Genomic DNA, 16,644 nt, shown 5'->3' with positions numbered 1-16,644 from the left:
ACTGTGAACGCCCCGCATCGAACAAACGGATTTTTCACCCAGTCCTTGTCGGACCGCGATCCTGAGCTTTTTGGCTCGATCCGGTCTGAGCTGGGTCGTCAGCGCGACGAGATCGAGCTGATTGCGTCCGAGAACATCGTCTCTGCCGCCGTGATGGAGGCGCAGGGTTCGGTGATGACCAACAAATATGCCGAAGGTTACCCGGGCCGGCGCTATTACGGGGGCTGCGAGTTTGTTGACATCGCCGAGAATCTGGCCATCGACCGCGCCAAGCAGCTGTTTGGCTGTGGCTTTGCCAATGTGCAGCCGAACTCGGGCAGCCAGGCCAACCAGGGCGTGTTCCAGGCGCTGATCCAGCCCGGCGACACCATTCTGGGCATGAGCCTGGATGCCGGTGGCCACCTGACCCACGGCGCGCGGCCCAACCAGTCGGGCAAGTGGTTCAACGCCGTGCAATACGGCGTGCGCCAGCAGGACAACATGCTGGACTATGATCAGGTCGAGGCGCTGGCGAAAGAGCATAACCCCAAGCTGATCATCGCGGGCGGTTCGGCCATCCCGCGTCAGATCGACTTTGCCCGCATGCGCGAGATCGCCGACATGGTCGGCGCCTATCTGCACGTGGACATGGCGCATTTCGCCGGTCTGGTTGCGGCAGGCGAGCATCCCAGCCCGTTCCCCTACGCGCATGTGGCGACCACCACCACACACAAGACCCTGCGCGGCCCACGTGGGGGCATGATCCTGACCAATGATGAAGATATCGCTAAGAAAGTGAATTCGGCGATCTTCCCCGGCATTCAGGGCGGCCCGCTGATGCATGTGATCGCGGCCAAGGCCGTGGCCTTTGGCGAGGCGCTGCGCCCCGAGTTCAAAAGCTATATCCAGCAGGTCGTGATCAATGCGCAGGCGCTCAGCGATCAGCTGATCAAGGGCGGGCTCGACACCGTGACCCACGGCACCGACACCCATGTGGTGCTGGTTGACCTGCGCCCCAAGGGCGTCAAGGGCAACGCCACCGAAAAGGCCCTGGGCCGGGCGCATATCACCTGCAACAAGAACGGCGTGCCATTTGACCCGGAAAAGCCGACCATCACGTCGGGCATCCGCCTGGGCAGCCCCGCCGGCACCACCCGCGGCTTTGGCGAGACCGAATTCCGCCAGATCGCCGACTGGATCATCGAAGTGGTCGACGGCCTGGCAGCCAACGGCGAAGACGGCAACTCCGAAGTCGAAGCCCGCGTCCGCGCCCAGGTCGCAGATCTCTGCAACCGCTTCCCCATCTACCCGAACCTGTAAGCCGAAAGGTCCCAACCATGAGCTTTCACCCAATTGAACAAGCCCCCGCCCGCCTGAACCGCAGCGAGCTTGCCGTGCCCGGCAGCCAGCCCGGAATGTTTGAGAAGGCCGCGAAATCGGACGTGGATGTCATCTTTCTCGATCTGGAAGACGCCGTCGCGCCAGATGAAAAGGAACAGGCGCGCAGGAACATCATTCAGGCGCTGAACGATATCGACTGGGGCAACAAGACCATGTCGGTGCGGATCAATGGTCTGGATACCCATTACATGTACCGGGATGTCGTGGATGTCGTCGAACAGGCGGGCCAGCGTCTGGACCTGATCATGATCCCAAAAGTCGGGACAGCTGCAGATGTATATGCGGTCGACATGCTGGTGACCCAGATCGAAGACGCCAAGGGATACAAGAAACGGATCGGGTTCGAACACATCATCGAAACCGCGCTTGGTATGCAGAATGTCAGCGCGATCGCGGCCGCATCAAAGCGCAATGAAAGCCTTCATTTTGGTGTCGCGGATTATGCCGCCTCGACTCGCGCGCGGACCACAATCATCGGGGGTGTAAACCCGGACTATTCGGTTCTGACCGACCCGGATGCCGACGGAGGCCGCCTGAACCACTGGGGCGACATGTGGCACTACGCCCTTGCCCGCATGGTGGTTGCGGCGCGCGCCAACGGGCTGCGTCCGATTGATGGGCCTTTTGGCGATTTTCAGGATCCCGACGGTTACAAGGCCGCCGCAAAACGTGCCGCCGTTTTGGGGTGCGAGGGGAAATGGGCCATCCACCCCAGCCAGATCGCACTTGCCAATGAGGTGATGTCGCCCTCGGATGCCGAAGTTACCAAGGCACGGCGTATCCTTGTCGCCATGGCCGAGGCCGAGGCGGATGGGAAAGGTGCCGTGTCTCTGGATGGCCGTCTGATCGACTATGCCTCGATCCGTCAGGCCGAAGTGCTGGTTGAAAAGGCAAGCCAGATCGCTGCGGCCTGATCGCCCGCACCAAAACTGACTTGCGTGGGCGCACTGTCCACGCATATTCTCCAGCGCTTTGACGGGCGGACTACGGCGCTAACATAAATCGGCTGTCCGCGTTTCGCGAAAATTGCCTCCCTAAAACGTTTGTCACATTTTGACCAGCAAACGGATGCTGCCTTAAATCGCTACGACAAAAGCAAGGGATGTTTCCGAGTTCGACACCTGAAACCGGAACCCTGCCAATCCCGGTTCACTGCCCCGACAGGTTTCCGTTCCGAAATGCGGTCGGCGTCTGACCGAACTCAGCCTTGAACGCACGGGTCATGGCACTGGCGTTTTCGTATCCACAGCGCCCCGCGATCTCGGCGATGGATTGTTCCGTATCCTCGGCCAGATTGCGCGCGCGGTTCAGGCGCAGACGCCGGTACAGCGCTTGCGGAGTTGTTTTCAGTTCCGTCTGAACACGCGTTTCGAGCCTTTTCTGTGAACATCCGATTTTCCGGGCCACACTCCGGACCGAAAGCGGTGCTTCAAGATGCGCCTGCATGACAGTCAGAGCGCGATTGACCAGCGTGTCCTCGGATTTCAGAGGCAGGTCATAATGGCCACGCCCGTTCCGGCTCATGAACAGGTGCTCGACCTCCATCGCCAGCAGCGGGCCGTGATCCCGGCGGATCAAGGTCAGGGCCAGATCGAAGGCTGCCATGGCCCCGGAACAGGTCAGCCGATTACCATCAATGACAAACCTTTCCCGCACGGCCTCCACCGCCGGAAACCTTTCCTCGAACCGCGAAAACTCGTCCCAATGAATGGTCGCCCTGTGGTCATCCAGCAATCCGGCACTGGCAAGCAGCCAGCTTCCCGTATCCAGCCCGGCCAGATGCTTGTGTTTCTTGGCCGCTGCCAGCACGGCACGCATGGTCGACCGCGTATCCAGCTTCAGGTATCCATATGACGGCATGACAACAAGAAAATCCCCCTGTTGATCGCCGATGGCCCCGTTCGGGGTGACGACAAGGCCGCTTGAGCTTTGAACAGGGTTGCCGTCAAGCGAACAGAAGCGCCACGCATATAACGCCTGCCGCGACAGGGTGTTCGCCGCCCGCAACGGTTCGACCATGTTCGCAAGGCAATGGTTCGAGAACCCGTTGAACAGAAGGACATTGTACTGCTGCGATAATATTTTCGAATTTAGCATGAAACTGATCTATCTCTGCATGTCGTGACCATGAGCGATGGCGTTTGGTTGGTCAACCACCGATCCAGGGAACACGCGCCATGCAGTTTGGTCTGACAGAAGAACAGGACATGATCGTCTCGACGGTCCGCAGCTTTGTAGAAAAAGAAATCTACCCGCATGAAGACGCGGTCGAACGCAGCGGAACGGTCCCGCTGGAGCTTGGCAATGAGATCAAGCAGAAATGTATCGATCTGGGGTTCTATGCTTGCAACTTCCCCGAAGAAGTGGGCGGCGCGGGCCTGTCGCATCTGGATTTTACGCTGGTCGAGCGTGAACTGGGCCGTGGGTCGATGGCGCTGACGCATTTCTTTGGCCGCCCGCAGAACATCCTCATGGCCTGCAACGACGAACAGCGCGAACGCTATCTGCTGCCCGCGGTGCGCGGGGAAAAGATGGACGCGCTGGCGATGACTGAACCGGATGCCGGATCGGACGTGCGCGGCATGAAATGTCAGGCGGTGCGCGACGGTGGCGACTGGGTCGTCAACGGTTCGAAACATTTCATCTCGGGCGCGGAACACGCGGATTTCTTCATTGTCTTCGTTGCCACCGGCGTGGATGAGACCCCGAAAGGCCCAAAAAAACGCATCACCACCTTCCTGGTGGATCGCGGCACACCGGGCTTTGAAGTGCGCGACGGCTACAAATCCGTCAGCCACAGGGGTTATAAAAACTGTATCCTGTATTTCGATAATTGTCGCCTGTCCGATGCCCAGGTTCTGGGCGAGGTCGATGGCGGCTTTGCGGTGATGAACGAATGGCTCTACGCGACCCGGTTGACGGTTGCGGCCTTCTCGGTCGGGCGCGCGCGGCGCTGCTTTGACTATGCGCTGAACTACGCCGCCGAGCGCAAGCAATTCGGCCAGCCCATCGGCAAGTTTCAGGGCGTTGGCTTCCAGATCGCCGACATGATTACCGAGATTGACGCCGCCGACTGGCTGACCCTTGCCGCCGCTTGGCGTCTGGATCAGAACCTGCCCGCAAACCGCGAGATCGCCTCGGCCAAGCTCTATGCCTCCGAGGCATTGGCGCGGGTCACCGACACGACGCTGCAAATCTTCGGCGGCATGGGCCTGATGGATGATTTCCCGATCGAACGGTTTTGGCGCGACGCCCGGGTCGAACGGATCTGGGACGGCACCAGCGAGATTCAGCGCCACATCATCAGCCGCGATCTTCTGCGTCCGCTGGGCGCCTGACCATGACCAAAGACCTGACCCGGCTGCTGCGCCCGAAATCCATCGCTGTCATTGGCGGCGGTGCATGGTGCCAACAGGTTATTCTGCAATCCGAACGCATGGGATATGCCGGTCAGATCTGGCCGGTCCATCCCAAGGCTTCTGACATTGCGGGCCACAAGGTTTATGGCCATATCGAAGTCCTGCCCGACGCACCTGACGCGGTTTTCATCGGCATCAACCGCCACGCCACGGTTGAAGCGGTTCAAGTCCTGTCCAGCATGAGTGCGGGTGGCGCTGTCTGCTTCGCCTCGGGCTTTTCCGAAGCCGTGGCCGAGGACGACACCGGCGGGGATTTGCAGGATCAACTGATCAACGCGGCCGGCGGCATGCCCATTCTGGGCCCGAACTGCTATGGCTTCATCAACGCGCTGGACGGGGCATTGCTGTGGCCGGATCAGCACGGGGTTGTGCCCGTCGACAAGGGCGTGGCGATCCTGACGCAAAGCTCGAACATCTCGATCAACCTGACCATGCAGAAACGCGGGCTGCCGATTGCCTATATGGTCACCTGCGGAAATATGGCTCAGACCAGTCAGGCGCAGATCGCCTCGGCCCTGATCGATGACCCGCGCGTGACCGCAGTGGGCCTGCATATCGAAGGCTTCAAGAACATCCGCGAGTGGGAGGCGCTGGCCGCCAAAGCCCATGCAAAAGGCGTCCCGCTGGTCGCCCTCAAGGTCGGCGCATCGGAACAGGCGCAGGCGGCAACCGTTTCCCATACCGCGTCACTGGCGGGCAGCGATGCCGGGGCGCAGGCGCTGCTCGACCGGCTTGGCATTCCACGCCTTCCGGCGCTGCCCGACTTCCTTGAAACGCTCAAACTGCTGCACTGCTACGGACCGCTGCCGGGGGGGAACATCGCCTCGATCAGCTGTTCGGGGGGCGAGGCGAGCCTGATTGCCGATATGGCTGTCGGCACGGGGCTGCAATTTCCACGACTGAGCGGTGAAAAGCTGACCCGCCTACGCGGCGCGCTCGGGCCCATGGTCGCGCTGAACAACCCGCTGGATTATCACACCTATATCTGGCGTGACGAACTGGCGATGACGCGGGCTTGGTCGGGCATGACGGGCGACGATATCGACATGACATTCTCGATCGTCGACTACCCGACCACCGACTCCACCGATTGGGCCTGCGCAACGCAGGCAGCGTTGAACGTACGGGCAGAAACCGGCGCCCGGTTCGCGATTGTCGCCACCTTGCCGGAGCTTTTACCGGAAGACATCGCACAACAGCTGATGGTCGGGGGTGTTGTACCCTTCATGGGGCTGCGCGAGGCGCTGTCGGCGACCCGCGCCGCAGGGCAGGTCAAGGCCCCATCCGCAACGCCCGTTTTGCAGCCGGGTATGATGGAACCAACCCAAACCCTGACCGAAGGCGCCTCGAAGGCGGCGCTGGCGGAATGCGGCCTGCGCATCCCGCAAAACCGGACGGTGCGGGGCGCGGAGGCTGCCCGTGCCGCAGCGGACCAGATGGAAGGCCCCTTTGCTGTCAAGGGTGTCGGGCTTGCGCATAAATCCGAACACAGCGCCGTTCGGCTGGGCATACGGGCTCAGGACGTCGCGGCTGTCGCGGCTGATATCGGCACCGAAGACATCCTGATCGAAGAGATGGTCACCGGAACCGTTGCCGAACTTCTGATTGGCGTGGTGCGTGACCCTGCGCATGGGTTTGTTCTGACCCTTGGGGCAGGGGGCGTGCTGACCGAACTGCTGCGCGACACGGTATCCTTGCTGGTGCCCAGCCCGCCCGGAGACATCCGCTCCGCCCTCGGTCAATTGAAGATCGCCCCACTGCTGGCGGGCTATCGCGGCCAACCGGCGGCTGATATGGATGCGATTGTTGCCGCGGTCGAGGCCGTTCAGACCTATGTCATGCAAAATGCCGACACGCTTAGCGAAGTCGAGATTAACCCGCTCCTGTGCACGCCGGACAAGGCTGTTGCCGTGGACGCCCTGATAAGAAAGGCCTGAGATATGGACCCGATCAAAACCCGCCGCGATGGTTCAATCCTCGAGGTTACGCTGGACCGCCCCAAGGCAAACGCGATTGATCTGATCACCAGCCGCAGAATGGGCGATGTCTTTGCCGAGTTCCGCGACGACCCGGACCTGCGCGTGGCCATCCTGACCGGCGCGGGCGAAAAATTCTTTTGCCCCGGCTGGGATCTGAAAGCTGCCGCCGACGGCGACGCGGTGGACGGAGATTACGGCGTCGGTGGGTTCGGAGGCCTGCAAGAGCTGCGCGACCTGAACAAGCCCGTGATTGCCGCCGTCAACGGTATCGCCTGCGGTGGCGGGCTGGAGCTGGCCTTGTCCGCGGACATGATCCTTGCCGCTGATCACGCCACTTTTGCCTTGCCGGAAATCCGCTCGGGCACTGTTGCGGATGCCGCCAGCGTCAAGTTGCCCAAGCGCATCCCCTATCACATCGCGATGGAGCTGCTGCTGACAGGCCGCTGGTTTGATGCCGAAGAAGCCAACCGCTGGGGGCTGGTGAACGAGATTGTCGCCGCTGATCTGCTGATGGACCGCGCGTGGGACCTTGCCCGCTTGCTGGCGTCAGGGCCGCCGCTGGTCTATGCGGCCATCAAGGATATCGTGCGCGATGCCGAAGACGCCAAGTTTCAGGACGCCATGAACCGCATCACCAAACGGCAATTGCGCAGCGTGGATGTCCTCTATTCCAGTGAGGACCAGCTTGAAGGCGCGCGTGCATTTGCTGAAAAACGTGATCCGGTCTGGAAAGGCAAATAGAAACACGGTGTGTTTGTCGCGCGGATCCGGTAAATTTCCCATTTACTGATCCGCGTCACAGGTGCACAGTTGGGTATGCCTTATTTCGAACGAAAACCATACGTTAGCACGCCGCTTCCGGTCAGCCCGATCGCTCCGCAGCCGGACGCGCAACCGATCTCGGATATCGCACGCCGCGTGCTTGGGGCTGAACGGGGCACGAAACAGCCTCTTGAGGGGCCATTTGCGTGCCGCAAAACTTGCCACCCCGGCGGCACCGCGACCATTTTGCTGTCCTTTGACGCACCAAACGGTGGCGGGCCTGTCGCATTACAGTTCGAACCGGGTGACCTGATCAACCGGAACGGCGACACTCTTCCAGCAAACCGGGTTAATGTTGTTCCCCGGCAAATCCAGCTAAACCCCGGCGAGTCAACGGATGTTGCCGTCATTGTAACCGTGCCGGACCTTGCCGATCCCGGCGAATATCACGGCCGGATTGCCTGCACGGGTACAGTGCAAACTTCGATCCTCGTGATGTATGAGGTGGCGAACGCTCAAACCTGACGGGTTACGAGGTAGTCCATGAAATGGCCCAGAAACGCGCGGGGTACTTCTTCGGTGGCCGCAAAAACCTGCGCAAACTCCTGACGGGCCGAGGCCAGCAAGTCATTGGCCGCGTCCTGTGCATATCTGATGCAGCCATAGTGATCCATGCGATCCAGAACCCAGCCCACATCCTGCGTCGAGCGGCTGTCGCGCGGGTTTGACAGCATATCCGACAGGCGTGCTTTTTCGGGCTCGTCCGCCTGCAAGCTAAGCCGCCCTAGCATCAGCGTGCGTTTGCCTTCGTAGATGTCCCCGCCGATCTCTTTGCCATATTTGTCCTGCGAGCCCACGAGGTTCAGAACATCATCCTGTATCTGAAACGCGGCCCCCAGAAAAAACCCAAACGCGTTAAAATCGTCCAGGTTCAACGCGCCAGACGCCACATCATTTGGCCGGGCAATCAGCGCCCCGATGCGCATGGGGTGAATGAAGCTGTACCAGCAGGTCTTTTTCAGACACATCGTCAGATAATCCGATGCGTCCACGTTCAGCCGGTTGTCCCGTATCCAGCCAAGCTCCAGTGCCTGACCTTCAATGGACTGTTGCAACAGATGATCAAACTCGTCCACCACGCGCATGCCGGTTTCAGGGCCAAGCGGCCCAAGGTTCTGGCGCAACAGGCGCAGGGCCAGCGATTGCATCCCGTCACCGGTATTGATGGCCAAAGGGACCCCAAGACGCTTGTGCATACACGCGCGCCCTCGCCTGAAATCGCTTTGATCCTCGATATCGTCATGGATCAGAAACGCGTTGTGCAGCAGTTCAAGAACAGCGGCTGACACCCTCGCGGTCTCGCTGTCACCGCCGAAAGCCTCGCAGGTGGCTAGCAACAGTGCGGGCCGCAACCCCTTGCCCGAGGTTTCAATGTAATCCCGCATCGGCCCGTACAAATAGGCCTGCGGCTCGCCCGTCGGCAACAGCTGCAAAAGCGTCTCACGGGCCCGATCCCCGTAAGAGGTCAGCGTTTTCAGAAAATCCTGCTGTGCCGCAGGATCCAGATGTGCTGTGCCAGTGGCCACAGGGTCATCCCTTCTGGGTGATGATCACACGGGTTTTGGTCTCGTTCCTGCCCGTCTCGGCAAGGTTGGGTCCTGCCGCCGAAAAAGGTGCATCCGTCAGCGGCAAGGCTTTGGACAACACCCCCGACTGGCCGCTGTCCCGGCCCAGATCAAAGGCAACATCCTCTGCAATCTCCTCTCCGGGGATCGGAAGATCAGCCGTCGGCTCGTAGGCCACGATTAGGTCAAGCAGCTCTTTCGGAGGGCAGATCATGCGCAACGCGTCCGCAATCGCAGGGTCTTCGGTAATCCCGCCGGGTTTTGAGTATTCCGTAGCCGGTTTTGCAATGACGGCAAGAGGCCCTTCGCCGCCACGCTCAACACCCACGGAATCCTGTCCCATCCTCAGCGCGGCTTCGACCGCAACCGCAAACCGGTTGTCCCAGGGTAGGCCGGCCTGATAGCGGGCAAAATCATAGGCGCGCAGCGGTTTCAGGATATCCGGCTCGTGCAGATCCCAGATTTGGCAGGGCTCTGCTTTTGATCCGCCGCGTTGCAGGATGGCATTGACCGCCCGACGTGCCGCTTCGTTTGCCCCTTCCATGGTGGCAAGGTCGGTGTAGGTGCGCACATAATCCGACGCCAGCATGAAGTTCGGGATCAACGTGGCCGCCTCAGGGCGCAACCGCCAGCTGTTGATGCGGTTGACCAACAGCGGCTCCACATTGGTTTGGCGCTTGGGGTCGTTGGGATCCTGCACAATATCAGGATCAAGGAACCAGTAATGCATGTCCTCGTCGCGCAGGACGGTCTGGCCATCCACGTTGACGCTGCGCTTGAGCTGTTCCCAAACCTCGTGCGCAATCTCTTCGCGGCTACAATCACGCGCGGTTTTTCCGTTCAACCCCGGCTTGTCCCATTCCGAGATATCTATTGAAAGCAGGCCCTTGGTCTTGCCTTCTGCCCAGTTTTCAAAGTTGATGGCCGACCAGAACTGCTTTTGTGAAACCGCGGTCAGGGCCCAGGGGCTGTCAATGAAAATGACGTGGCCGTGGGTCAGTTCAACATCCTTGGTCAGGTAGAACTGAATTCCGTTCATCCATTGCACGTCTTCGGCCAGCAGGGGCAGCTTGGCCAGAGACGGGTCGATTGCCGTCATCGCAGGGGTGATGAGGGGCGCGATCCGTTCGATCGGCATCGCACTGATGAACCAATCCCCGGTGACCTGCTTTTCTTCGCCATCCTGTTCAACCGTCGCGCTGACGATGCGGCCATCCTGGCAGTCGATGCCCGTGACCTTTGAGTTGAACTTGTACACGACCCCCTTGCTTTTGAGGTAATCCAGCCACGGCTGTATCCACACAAGGTTTGTTGGGCCGTTCAACAACCGGTTGCCATGCGGCTCGGGCGTCGCGATACCAAGCTGAAGTTGAACCGCAATGTCGCCCACGGTCTTTGTACTGGCAGTTGTCGCCTTCGCGGCCACCAGCGAACGGGTCAGGCCAATGGCCAGAAACTTCTGATACGCTTCCGAGCGCTGCTCGGCACCGATGAAATCCCACCACCCGATGCGTTCATATTCATCGAACCGGCGCTCCTTGCAGGATGTCGCGATGCGCCACATGCAGGCGATGAAATGTTCGACATCCTCATAGGCGATCTGGTCCCGTGGCGAGAGCGTGAATGCAACCGTCTTGAGCACGTCGGCCACGTCTTTCAGCGTGCGGGGAAACCGTTCGGGAACGATGATGCCTGGGTCATCGAACTGGCTGACCAGAACCTGAGTGGTGGACACCAGATTATCGTAACAGGTGCCTTTGCCATAATAGGGCGTGCGCGCCATCGTATCGGTGATATGGCGGTAGAAATTCGGAAAGAACCGGAACCCGTGCTCGCCGGGCAGCCAGGGGCGTTTCACACCGGGGGGATAACTGGCGCCGTCCATCTCGGCCCATTGTTCAAGCGCCTTGATGTGTTTCGCCTTGGACCCGTGATCGCCTTCGCCCTTCATCACGGGGATGCTGCGTGCCTTGCCGCCGGGGATCAGCTGGCGCTCGTGAATCTCGACCTCGTACCCACGCTCGATCAGCTCATGCGCCGCGCTCATTCCGGCCACGCCACCGCCCAGTATGACAACCTTTTCAGCCATCGGATGTTCCTTTCGCGGAATAGACGTCAAAGCGCAGGGTGATATCGGACAGGCTGGCTTCGCCGATGCCGAACCCCTGCAACCTGTTCATCCAGGCATAATTCGGGTTTGATGTCAGGTATCGCGGTGCCAGCCGGACCGGGGCCGAGGCGGGCAGATTGCCCTTCGCCAGCCCGGCATACCCATCCGGCCCAAAGTCACATACGCCGGTATCTTCAAACAGGATCGGCGCACCCCCTTCAACCGGTTGAATAAGCGCTCGGGCGTGCAAAAGCCCCACACCGTCGGACCGCACGCGCATCCAATCGCCCCCCAGCGGATCGATCGTCCCCTTCAGATGAGGCCCGTCAACTGTTCCGCCGTTTTTGATCCCGAAATGCAGCCAGATACCGTCGGGCGTTTCACCCGAAGGATAGAACTCGTCGTTGAACGGCACCACAAACCTGCCCACATGTTCCAGCGCGGGCACTTGCGTGATTGCCTTTACCGGGCGTGGCGGCGCAGGTTCGGGGGCCTTTCCGCGGCCGGGATCATATTCGCGACCACCGGTCGTCAGCACCGGTCGCCAGGTCAATGTCTTTTCTTGGGTCACAGATGGCAGCATGGCTGCAAACTGCTGAAACCCGGTCTTGGGGTCGCATTGCAAGGGCCAGCCGCGAATGGCGCGCTCGGGGCCGCCATCTTCGGAACAGATCACGCGCACCACGTCATGCGAAGACACGGCGGGTCCGGCTTCGATCAGCACCCGATTAAGCCCATTTTCGTTGATCAGCTCGGACCAACGCAATGTCACGCCCCGGTCTGTAAACTCCCCCATGACCAGATCTCCGGTCAACACGTGATGGTGCAGATCGCCTGTGCTTCCTTGATCCTCAGATGGAATTTCTGCTGAACGCGGAAGATATGTTCGCCGTCAGACGAGGTTTGCAGATATTTCACCGCGATATCCGAAGGCACGACAATCTCGACCGGCGCACCTTGCAGTGATACAAGTGCAGCCTTGTTTGCGGGCAGGGTGCCCGATCGCAGCAGCGGGCCGTCAAGGAACGGAAGAATACTGTCACGCGGCAGCACCATCGAGTTCTCAATCGGCGTGGTCACGGCCTGAAACAGCCCATTGCCCATCACGCAGGCAAAAGGCCCAAGGTATCCGTGAGCTTCCAGTTTATTGATGCCCGCGACCACGGCCTCGAAAACCTCGGGGCCGGAACAGGGCTTTTTCTTCCCGTTGATCGATATGGACTGACCTTCGCCAGCCTCCAACAGCCCCGGATATTTACCGCCCCCGCTGACGGTGTAGATCGGCGGCAGATCGGCAGGTGCGCCACCGGCATGTCTGGGCGCTTCGCCGGTGCCCGGCTGGCCGTTGAAAATGATGTCATCCTCAACCTTGGCCACGACGGCGGCGGCCCGGCGGAACATGATCATGGCCGCGGCCAGTTCCGGATCAGCCACCTGCGCGCCTTTCAGGTAGACGTTGACGGAAACCGTCGTCAGCCGCAGGGTGTCATAATCATTTACTTCCAGACGTTTGGCCGCGCCTGACGCGTTGTCAATCAGACCCAGCTTGTTCAGGGGAACAGATTGCGTGTCCGCTGGCAGCGGCCCATAAAGCGGCAGAATACTCGCAGCCACCCGCGCGCGCAGCGCCTCATCATGGACGGCCTTGTTAACGGCATTCCACTGTTCGGTGTTCCAATCCAATGCATCGGTCATTGTAAATCCCTCTTGGTGATGCTGCCCTGTTTGGCCGGGCAGTCCGTCTCGTTCATTCGGCTTTCGTCAAACTGTCCAGTAGTGCCCCGGCGCGTTGTTCCTGAACAACGGCACCACATTCGCGGGCAAGCGCCAATGCCAGTTCAACCTCGGCAATCGCGCTGTCCCGATCACCCTTGGCAGCAAAGGCCTTGGCCCGCACGCGGTGATATTCCGGTTTGTTCAGCGTTTCTCCTCGTTCCCAACCGGGGGTACACACGGTTTCAAGCCGGTCCAGGGCCTGATCAATATCTCCGTGATCGATCATCAACTCAGACAGAACAATCTGATTCTGTGGAAAAGTAAAGTTTCCACCAGACTTTGAGATCAGGTTCATGCACGCTTCGATATGAGCTGGAACGCCCTCGATGTCGCCTTTTCCCGCCTGCGCAAGACCCATGTAGATATCCTGCATGGCGTGAAGATACAGGAACCCTTCCTCGTCGGCGATCTTGCGGGCTTCCTTCATAGTGACGTCCAGCCGGTCCCATTCGCCTGCGTAGGGCAGGAACATGCTGCACGCGCCCATGATGTAGACAAGGTTGGGCGCGTGGTTCAGTGCCCGGCTGACGTCGATGGCTTTCAAGCGCGCGGCCTCCGCCTCATCGAACTTGCCCTGCTGCCACAGCAGGCACCCCTGAATGGCCAGCAATGACGCCGTGGTCGAGGACTGGGTCATTGGCATCATTGCCATGTCCAGCTCGGGCGTGATCAGGGCAAAGGCACGGTCAAGCTGCTGCTCGCAATCCGCAAATTCCCCACGGAAGTAATGCGTAAAGCTCAGCGCGCGGGCTGCCAGCACGTTGGGAACAGTGTCGCCGCTCATACCGGCCATCGCGTCCAGGGCTTGTCCCATCTCCATTGCGCGGTTCATCTGGCCCGCGACAAAGAAATTGGTCCAGCGGCAGAAGGTGGCCGCAAAAAGGGTTTCGCCATCGCCCAAAGCATGGGCAAGCTCCATCGCGCGGGCGGCTGTCTCTCCGACCTGATCGGAGGACCATCCATAAATCGCCATGTAAGCCGGCAGGATATTCATCTGCACCCGAAGCTCGAACCCGTCACGCTCGGCATTGGCGGGCATCGTTCCGATATTGCGCAGGGCCGCGCGAAAGGCCGAGATCGCAGGCAGGTTCGCCAACCGCGACAGGGCTTGTTCGCCTGCCGTAAACCAGTTGGACACCGCCTCATCCTTCAGCCCGCCATGGTCGCAGTGATGCGCCACGGTATCGGGGGCGGGGCTTCCGAATGCGTTATGTCCGGCCAGCAAGGCCCGTGCGATTTTCAGGTGAACCTTCTGCCGGTCTTCGCGCAGCAGCGAGTTATAGGCCGTATCCTGAACCAGCGCGTGGTTGAACGTATAGGTGGCCGTTCCGGCTTCGCCCGTGATCAGCACAACGCCAGCCGCCATCAGCTGCATCAGCGCGCTTTCCACATCCATGTCTTCCTGCGCCACCGCCTGGATCATCGCCGAGGTGAAACTGCGCCCGATAACAGACCCAAGCTGCGCAATGGGCTTGGCGTTTTCCATCCGGTCAAGACGCGACATCAACGAATCCTGAAGGGTTGCGGGGATACTCAGGGCATCCAGAACCTCGGCGTTGATCGGCGCATCTTGCGGCAGCTGGTCCAGAACCGCCTTGGTCATCTCTTCGATGTAAAGCGGCACGCCATCGGCTTTCTCGACAATCTGCCTGATCAGGATGACCGGTAAACTGTATGGCTCGGCCACGCGCCGGACCAGTTCCGAGGCTTCACTGCTGGCCAGAGGCGTCAGATCGATGCGGGCCGCGCGGCCTTCGTAATGCTCTGGCGGCTCATATTCAGGGCGATGCGACAGGACCACCAGTATCGGGAACCCGTCCAGTCCTGATGCCAGCGCCTCCAGCACGTCCAGCGTGGTTGCGTCAGCCCAGTGCACGTCCTCCACCACCAGCAGCAAGGTGCCGCGCCTGTCGCACAGGCTGCCAATGCTACGCAACAACACGTCCAGCGACTTGCGGGCCTTCTTCAGGGGGTCGGGATCCGGCGCTGCGCCCGTTTCGACCCCGGCCATATCCAGAAGAACAGGCAAATCCGTGTCGCTCAGACGAGAGGCGGCCTGAACAAAGTCGGAAATCGCGGCCCTGATGCTATCATCGGACTTGTCGCCTGAAACCCGCCTCAACTCTCCCACGATCGGATGAAGCGGAAGGCTGGCCAGATGCGGAATACACTGCAACGTAAAGGGTTTGACGCCAATTGTTTCAGACAGGGACTTGATCAGCCGCGACTTGCCAATGCCTGCGGCGCCGCCGACAAACGCGAACCTGCCGGACCCCGCCTGTGCATCTTTCCAAAGCTGCGTTAGGACTGAAAGATCGTCGCCCCGGGCGACAAGATCAACAGCTGACTGTCCGACACGCGCATCGAACCGGCTGGTCGCGACGCTTTCGGAAATGGCGCGATAGACAGTGCGCTGATTGTCAAATCCTTTCAGGTTATGGCTGCCACGGGGCTCGAATTCGAATGCGCCTTGTGTCAACCGCCACGTCTCTGCGGAAACGACCACCTCGCCCGGCTCGGCCAGACCTTGCAGGCGGGATGCGAGGTTCGCGGTTTCACCGACCAGAAAGTCCTGCGACCCAAGACTTGTTGACGAGACCACCCCCACAACGACCATACCGGTGGCAATTCCCGCCCGCAGATCCAGTTTTTCGCCAAACCTGTTTTCAAGGTTTTGTACGGCTTCAATGGTCTCCAGCACGGCGCGAACGGCGCGTTCGGCATCGTCCTCCATGGCTTTGGGATATCCGAAATAGACCATGATCCCGTCACCCTGCCTGTAGGCCAGGTGACAGCCATGCTGTTTCAGGGTGCCGATCGCCGTATCCAGATACAGGTTCATGATCTGCATCAGGTCTTCCGGGTCATACCGCTGGGCCAGCTGCGTGGACCCCACTAGATCGCAGAAAACCAGCGTAAGCTGTCGCCGCTCGGCTTCGGACCTAAGCTCCTGCCGGGTCGATGCCTCCTCAGATTTCAGACGGGCCTGCGCCTTGCGAAACCGCTTTCTTTCGCCAACCGTTAGCCCCAGATCGCGCAGTTCGGGATCTGTCAACTCGTCCAGAATATCATCATCCACGCCTTCCTGCCGAAACAGGGTGGCATGGTTTTCCAGATCAGCCAGTCGAAGAACTTTTGAGATACGCGGCGATGCCTCAAGGACCCCCGTCATCGTTCTGCGCCCCCGCCCATTTTCCTTCTCCCCTTACTCCCCTCAAAACATATTGTATTTGTATAAGCAAAAATAGAGAGGAATTTACGTTCAATCCACATGACGCAGGGACACCATTGTTAACTTGTTATCTGCTGTGACAGATGTAGGGTTGAAATTCCACTCCACTTTGAGTTTTTCGTGTCAAATCATTGGCTTTCAGTTTCATATTGATTTTTCACGCGCAAAACTGGGCCCGGCATGCTGCCTTGCCGCGCGTAATGGGGAAGGGTGTTTTCCCATAGGCGCTAGGGCCTCGTGCGCTTTTATCGAAGTTGTGGAAATGCGAAAATCAGACCCTGCCGATTTTCGACACTGCCGCGCGCCTTAACCGCTTCCCCTACGTCAATAGTCGCGTCGCGTGCGACACAAGCACCCGCTT

The 16,644-nt window shown here is 60.0% G+C and carries 12 protein-coding genes; 6 read left to right on the top strand and 6 right to left on the bottom strand.

The window, feature by feature from the left end; all coding sequences use genetic code 11:
* The first annotated feature begins 3 nt into the window (after positions 1 to 3).
* Positions 4 to 1,299 (top strand): serine hydroxymethyltransferase, encoded by a 1,296-nt coding sequence (gene glyA / locus AC2FLU_RS19685; protein WP_496809447.1) that lies wholly within the window; start codon positions 4 to 6, stop codon positions 1,297 to 1,299.
* Positions 1,300 to 1,316: 17 nt separating this feature from the next.
* A complete protein-coding gene (locus tag AC2FLU_RS19680; RefSeq protein ID WP_496716277.1) occupies positions 1,317 to 2,294 on the top strand; it encodes an HpcH/HpaI aldolase/citrate lyase family protein in 978 nt (325 codons plus the stop codon).
* Positions 2,295 to 2,529: 235 nt separating this feature from the next.
* On the opposite strand, the gene AC2FLU_RS19675 is transcribed toward AC2FLU_RS19680, so the two are convergent.
* On the bottom strand, positions 2,530 to 3,477 hold the full coding sequence (locus tag AC2FLU_RS19675; RefSeq protein WP_496809446.1) for a GlxA family transcriptional regulator: 948 nt from the start codon (positions 3,475 to 3,477) through the stop codon (positions 2,530 to 2,532).
* Positions 3,478 to 3,557: 80 nt separating this feature from the next.
* Between AC2FLU_RS19675 and AC2FLU_RS19670 the strand changes: the two genes are divergently transcribed.
* The 4 genes from AC2FLU_RS19670 (at position 3,558) to AC2FLU_RS19655 (ending at position 8,065) form a co-directional block, all read left to right on the top strand.
* Positions 3,558 to 4,718 carry an acyl-CoA dehydrogenase family protein gene (locus tag AC2FLU_RS19670; protein WP_480520441.1) on the top strand — a complete coding sequence of 387 codons (1,161 nt, stop codon included), beginning with the start codon at positions 3,558 to 3,560 and terminating at the stop codon, positions 4,716 to 4,718.
* Positions 4,719 to 4,720: 2 nt separating this feature from the next.
* Positions 4,721 to 6,736, top strand: coding sequence for an acetate--CoA ligase family protein (locus AC2FLU_RS19665; RefSeq protein ID WP_496809445.1), 2,016 nt, complete (start codon positions 4,721 to 4,723; stop codon positions 6,734 to 6,736).
* 3 nt (positions 6,737 to 6,739) lie between these two features.
* On the top strand, positions 6,740 to 7,519 hold the full coding sequence (locus AC2FLU_RS19660) for a carnitinyl-CoA dehydratase (protein WP_496809444.1): 780 nt from the start codon (positions 6,740 to 6,742) through the stop codon (positions 7,517 to 7,519).
* A gap of 75 nt (positions 7,520 to 7,594) precedes the next feature.
* Positions 7,595 to 8,065 (top strand): hypothetical protein, encoded by a 471-nt coding sequence (locus AC2FLU_RS19655; protein ID WP_480494056.1) that lies wholly within the window; start codon positions 7,595 to 7,597, stop codon positions 8,063 to 8,065.
* Here the strand turns inward: AC2FLU_RS19655 and AC2FLU_RS19650 are convergent.
* Genes AC2FLU_RS19650 through AC2FLU_RS19630 form a run of 5 tightly spaced genes read right to left on the bottom strand, consistent with a single transcriptional unit; the run spans position 8,056 to position 16,223 of the window.
* Positions 8,056 to 9,126, bottom strand: coding sequence for a polyprenyl synthetase family protein (locus tag AC2FLU_RS19650; protein ID WP_480494057.1), 1,071 nt, complete (start codon positions 9,124 to 9,126; stop codon positions 8,056 to 8,058). The genes AC2FLU_RS19655 and AC2FLU_RS19650 overlap by 10 nt on opposite strands.
* A gap of 4 nt (positions 9,127 to 9,130) precedes the next feature.
* Entirely contained in the window at positions 9,131 to 11,254 is a 2,124-nt protein-coding gene (locus AC2FLU_RS19645; protein WP_496809443.1) for a hydroxysqualene dehydroxylase, read from the bottom strand.
* Complete coding sequence (locus AC2FLU_RS19640; protein ID WP_496809442.1) at positions 11,247 to 12,071, bottom strand: DUF3237 domain-containing protein; 825 nt, start codon at positions 12,069 to 12,071, stop codon at positions 11,247 to 11,249. The genes AC2FLU_RS19645 and AC2FLU_RS19640 overlap by 8 nt, the downstream gene beginning before the upstream one ends.
* A 14-nt stretch (positions 12,072 to 12,085) precedes the next feature.
* Entirely contained in the window at positions 12,086 to 12,970 is an 885-nt protein-coding gene (locus AC2FLU_RS19635) for an encapsulin (protein ID WP_480555386.1), read from the bottom strand.
* Between the two features lie 52 nt (positions 12,971 to 13,022).
* Positions 13,023 to 16,223 (bottom strand): adenylate/guanylate cyclase domain-containing protein, encoded by a 3,201-nt coding sequence (locus AC2FLU_RS19630; RefSeq protein ID WP_496809441.1) that lies wholly within the window; start codon positions 16,221 to 16,223, stop codon positions 13,023 to 13,025.
* Positions 16,224 to 16,644: the final 421 nt, after the last annotated feature.

Source organism: Ruegeria sp. SAZD013 (assembly GCF_059612525.1).
This window is presented reverse-complemented; position numbering and strand designations above follow the sequence as displayed.

Bases quoted from the DNA above. Each gene is read 5' to 3' on its own strand.
- AC2FLU_RS19680 (WP_496716277.1), top strand. From the start codon at position 1,317: ATGAGCTTTCACCCAATTGAACAAGCCCCCGCCCGCCTGAACCGCAGC.
- AC2FLU_RS19675 (WP_496809446.1), bottom strand. From the start codon at position 3,477: ATGCTAAATTCGAAAATATTATCGCAGCAGTACAATGTCCTTCTGTTC.
- AC2FLU_RS19670 (WP_480520441.1), top strand. From the start codon at position 3,558: ATGCAGTTTGGTCTGACAGAAGAACAGGACATGATCGTCTCGACGGTC.
- AC2FLU_RS19665 (WP_496809445.1), top strand. From the start codon at position 4,721: ATGACCAAAGACCTGACCCGGCTGCTGCGCCCGAAATCCATCGCTGTC.
- AC2FLU_RS19660 (WP_496809444.1), top strand. From the start codon at position 6,740: ATGGACCCGATCAAAACCCGCCGCGATGGTTCAATCCTCGAGGTTACG.
- AC2FLU_RS19655 (WP_480494056.1), top strand. From the start codon at position 7,595: ATGCCTTATTTCGAACGAAAACCATACGTTAGCACGCCGCTTCCGGTC.
- AC2FLU_RS19645 (WP_496809443.1), bottom strand. From the start codon at position 11,254: ATGGCTGAAAAGGTTGTCATACTGGGCGGTGGCGTGGCCGGAATGAGC.
- AC2FLU_RS19640 (WP_496809442.1), bottom strand. From the start codon at position 12,071: ATGGGGGAGTTTACAGACCGGGGCGTGACATTGCGTTGGTCCGAGCTG.
- AC2FLU_RS19635 (WP_480555386.1), bottom strand. From the start codon at position 12,970: ATGACCGATGCATTGGATTGGAACACCGAACAGTGGAATGCCGTTAAC.
- AC2FLU_RS19630 (WP_496809441.1), bottom strand. From the start codon at position 16,223: ATGACGGGGGTCCTTGAGGCATCGCCGCGTATCTCAAAAGTTCTTCGA.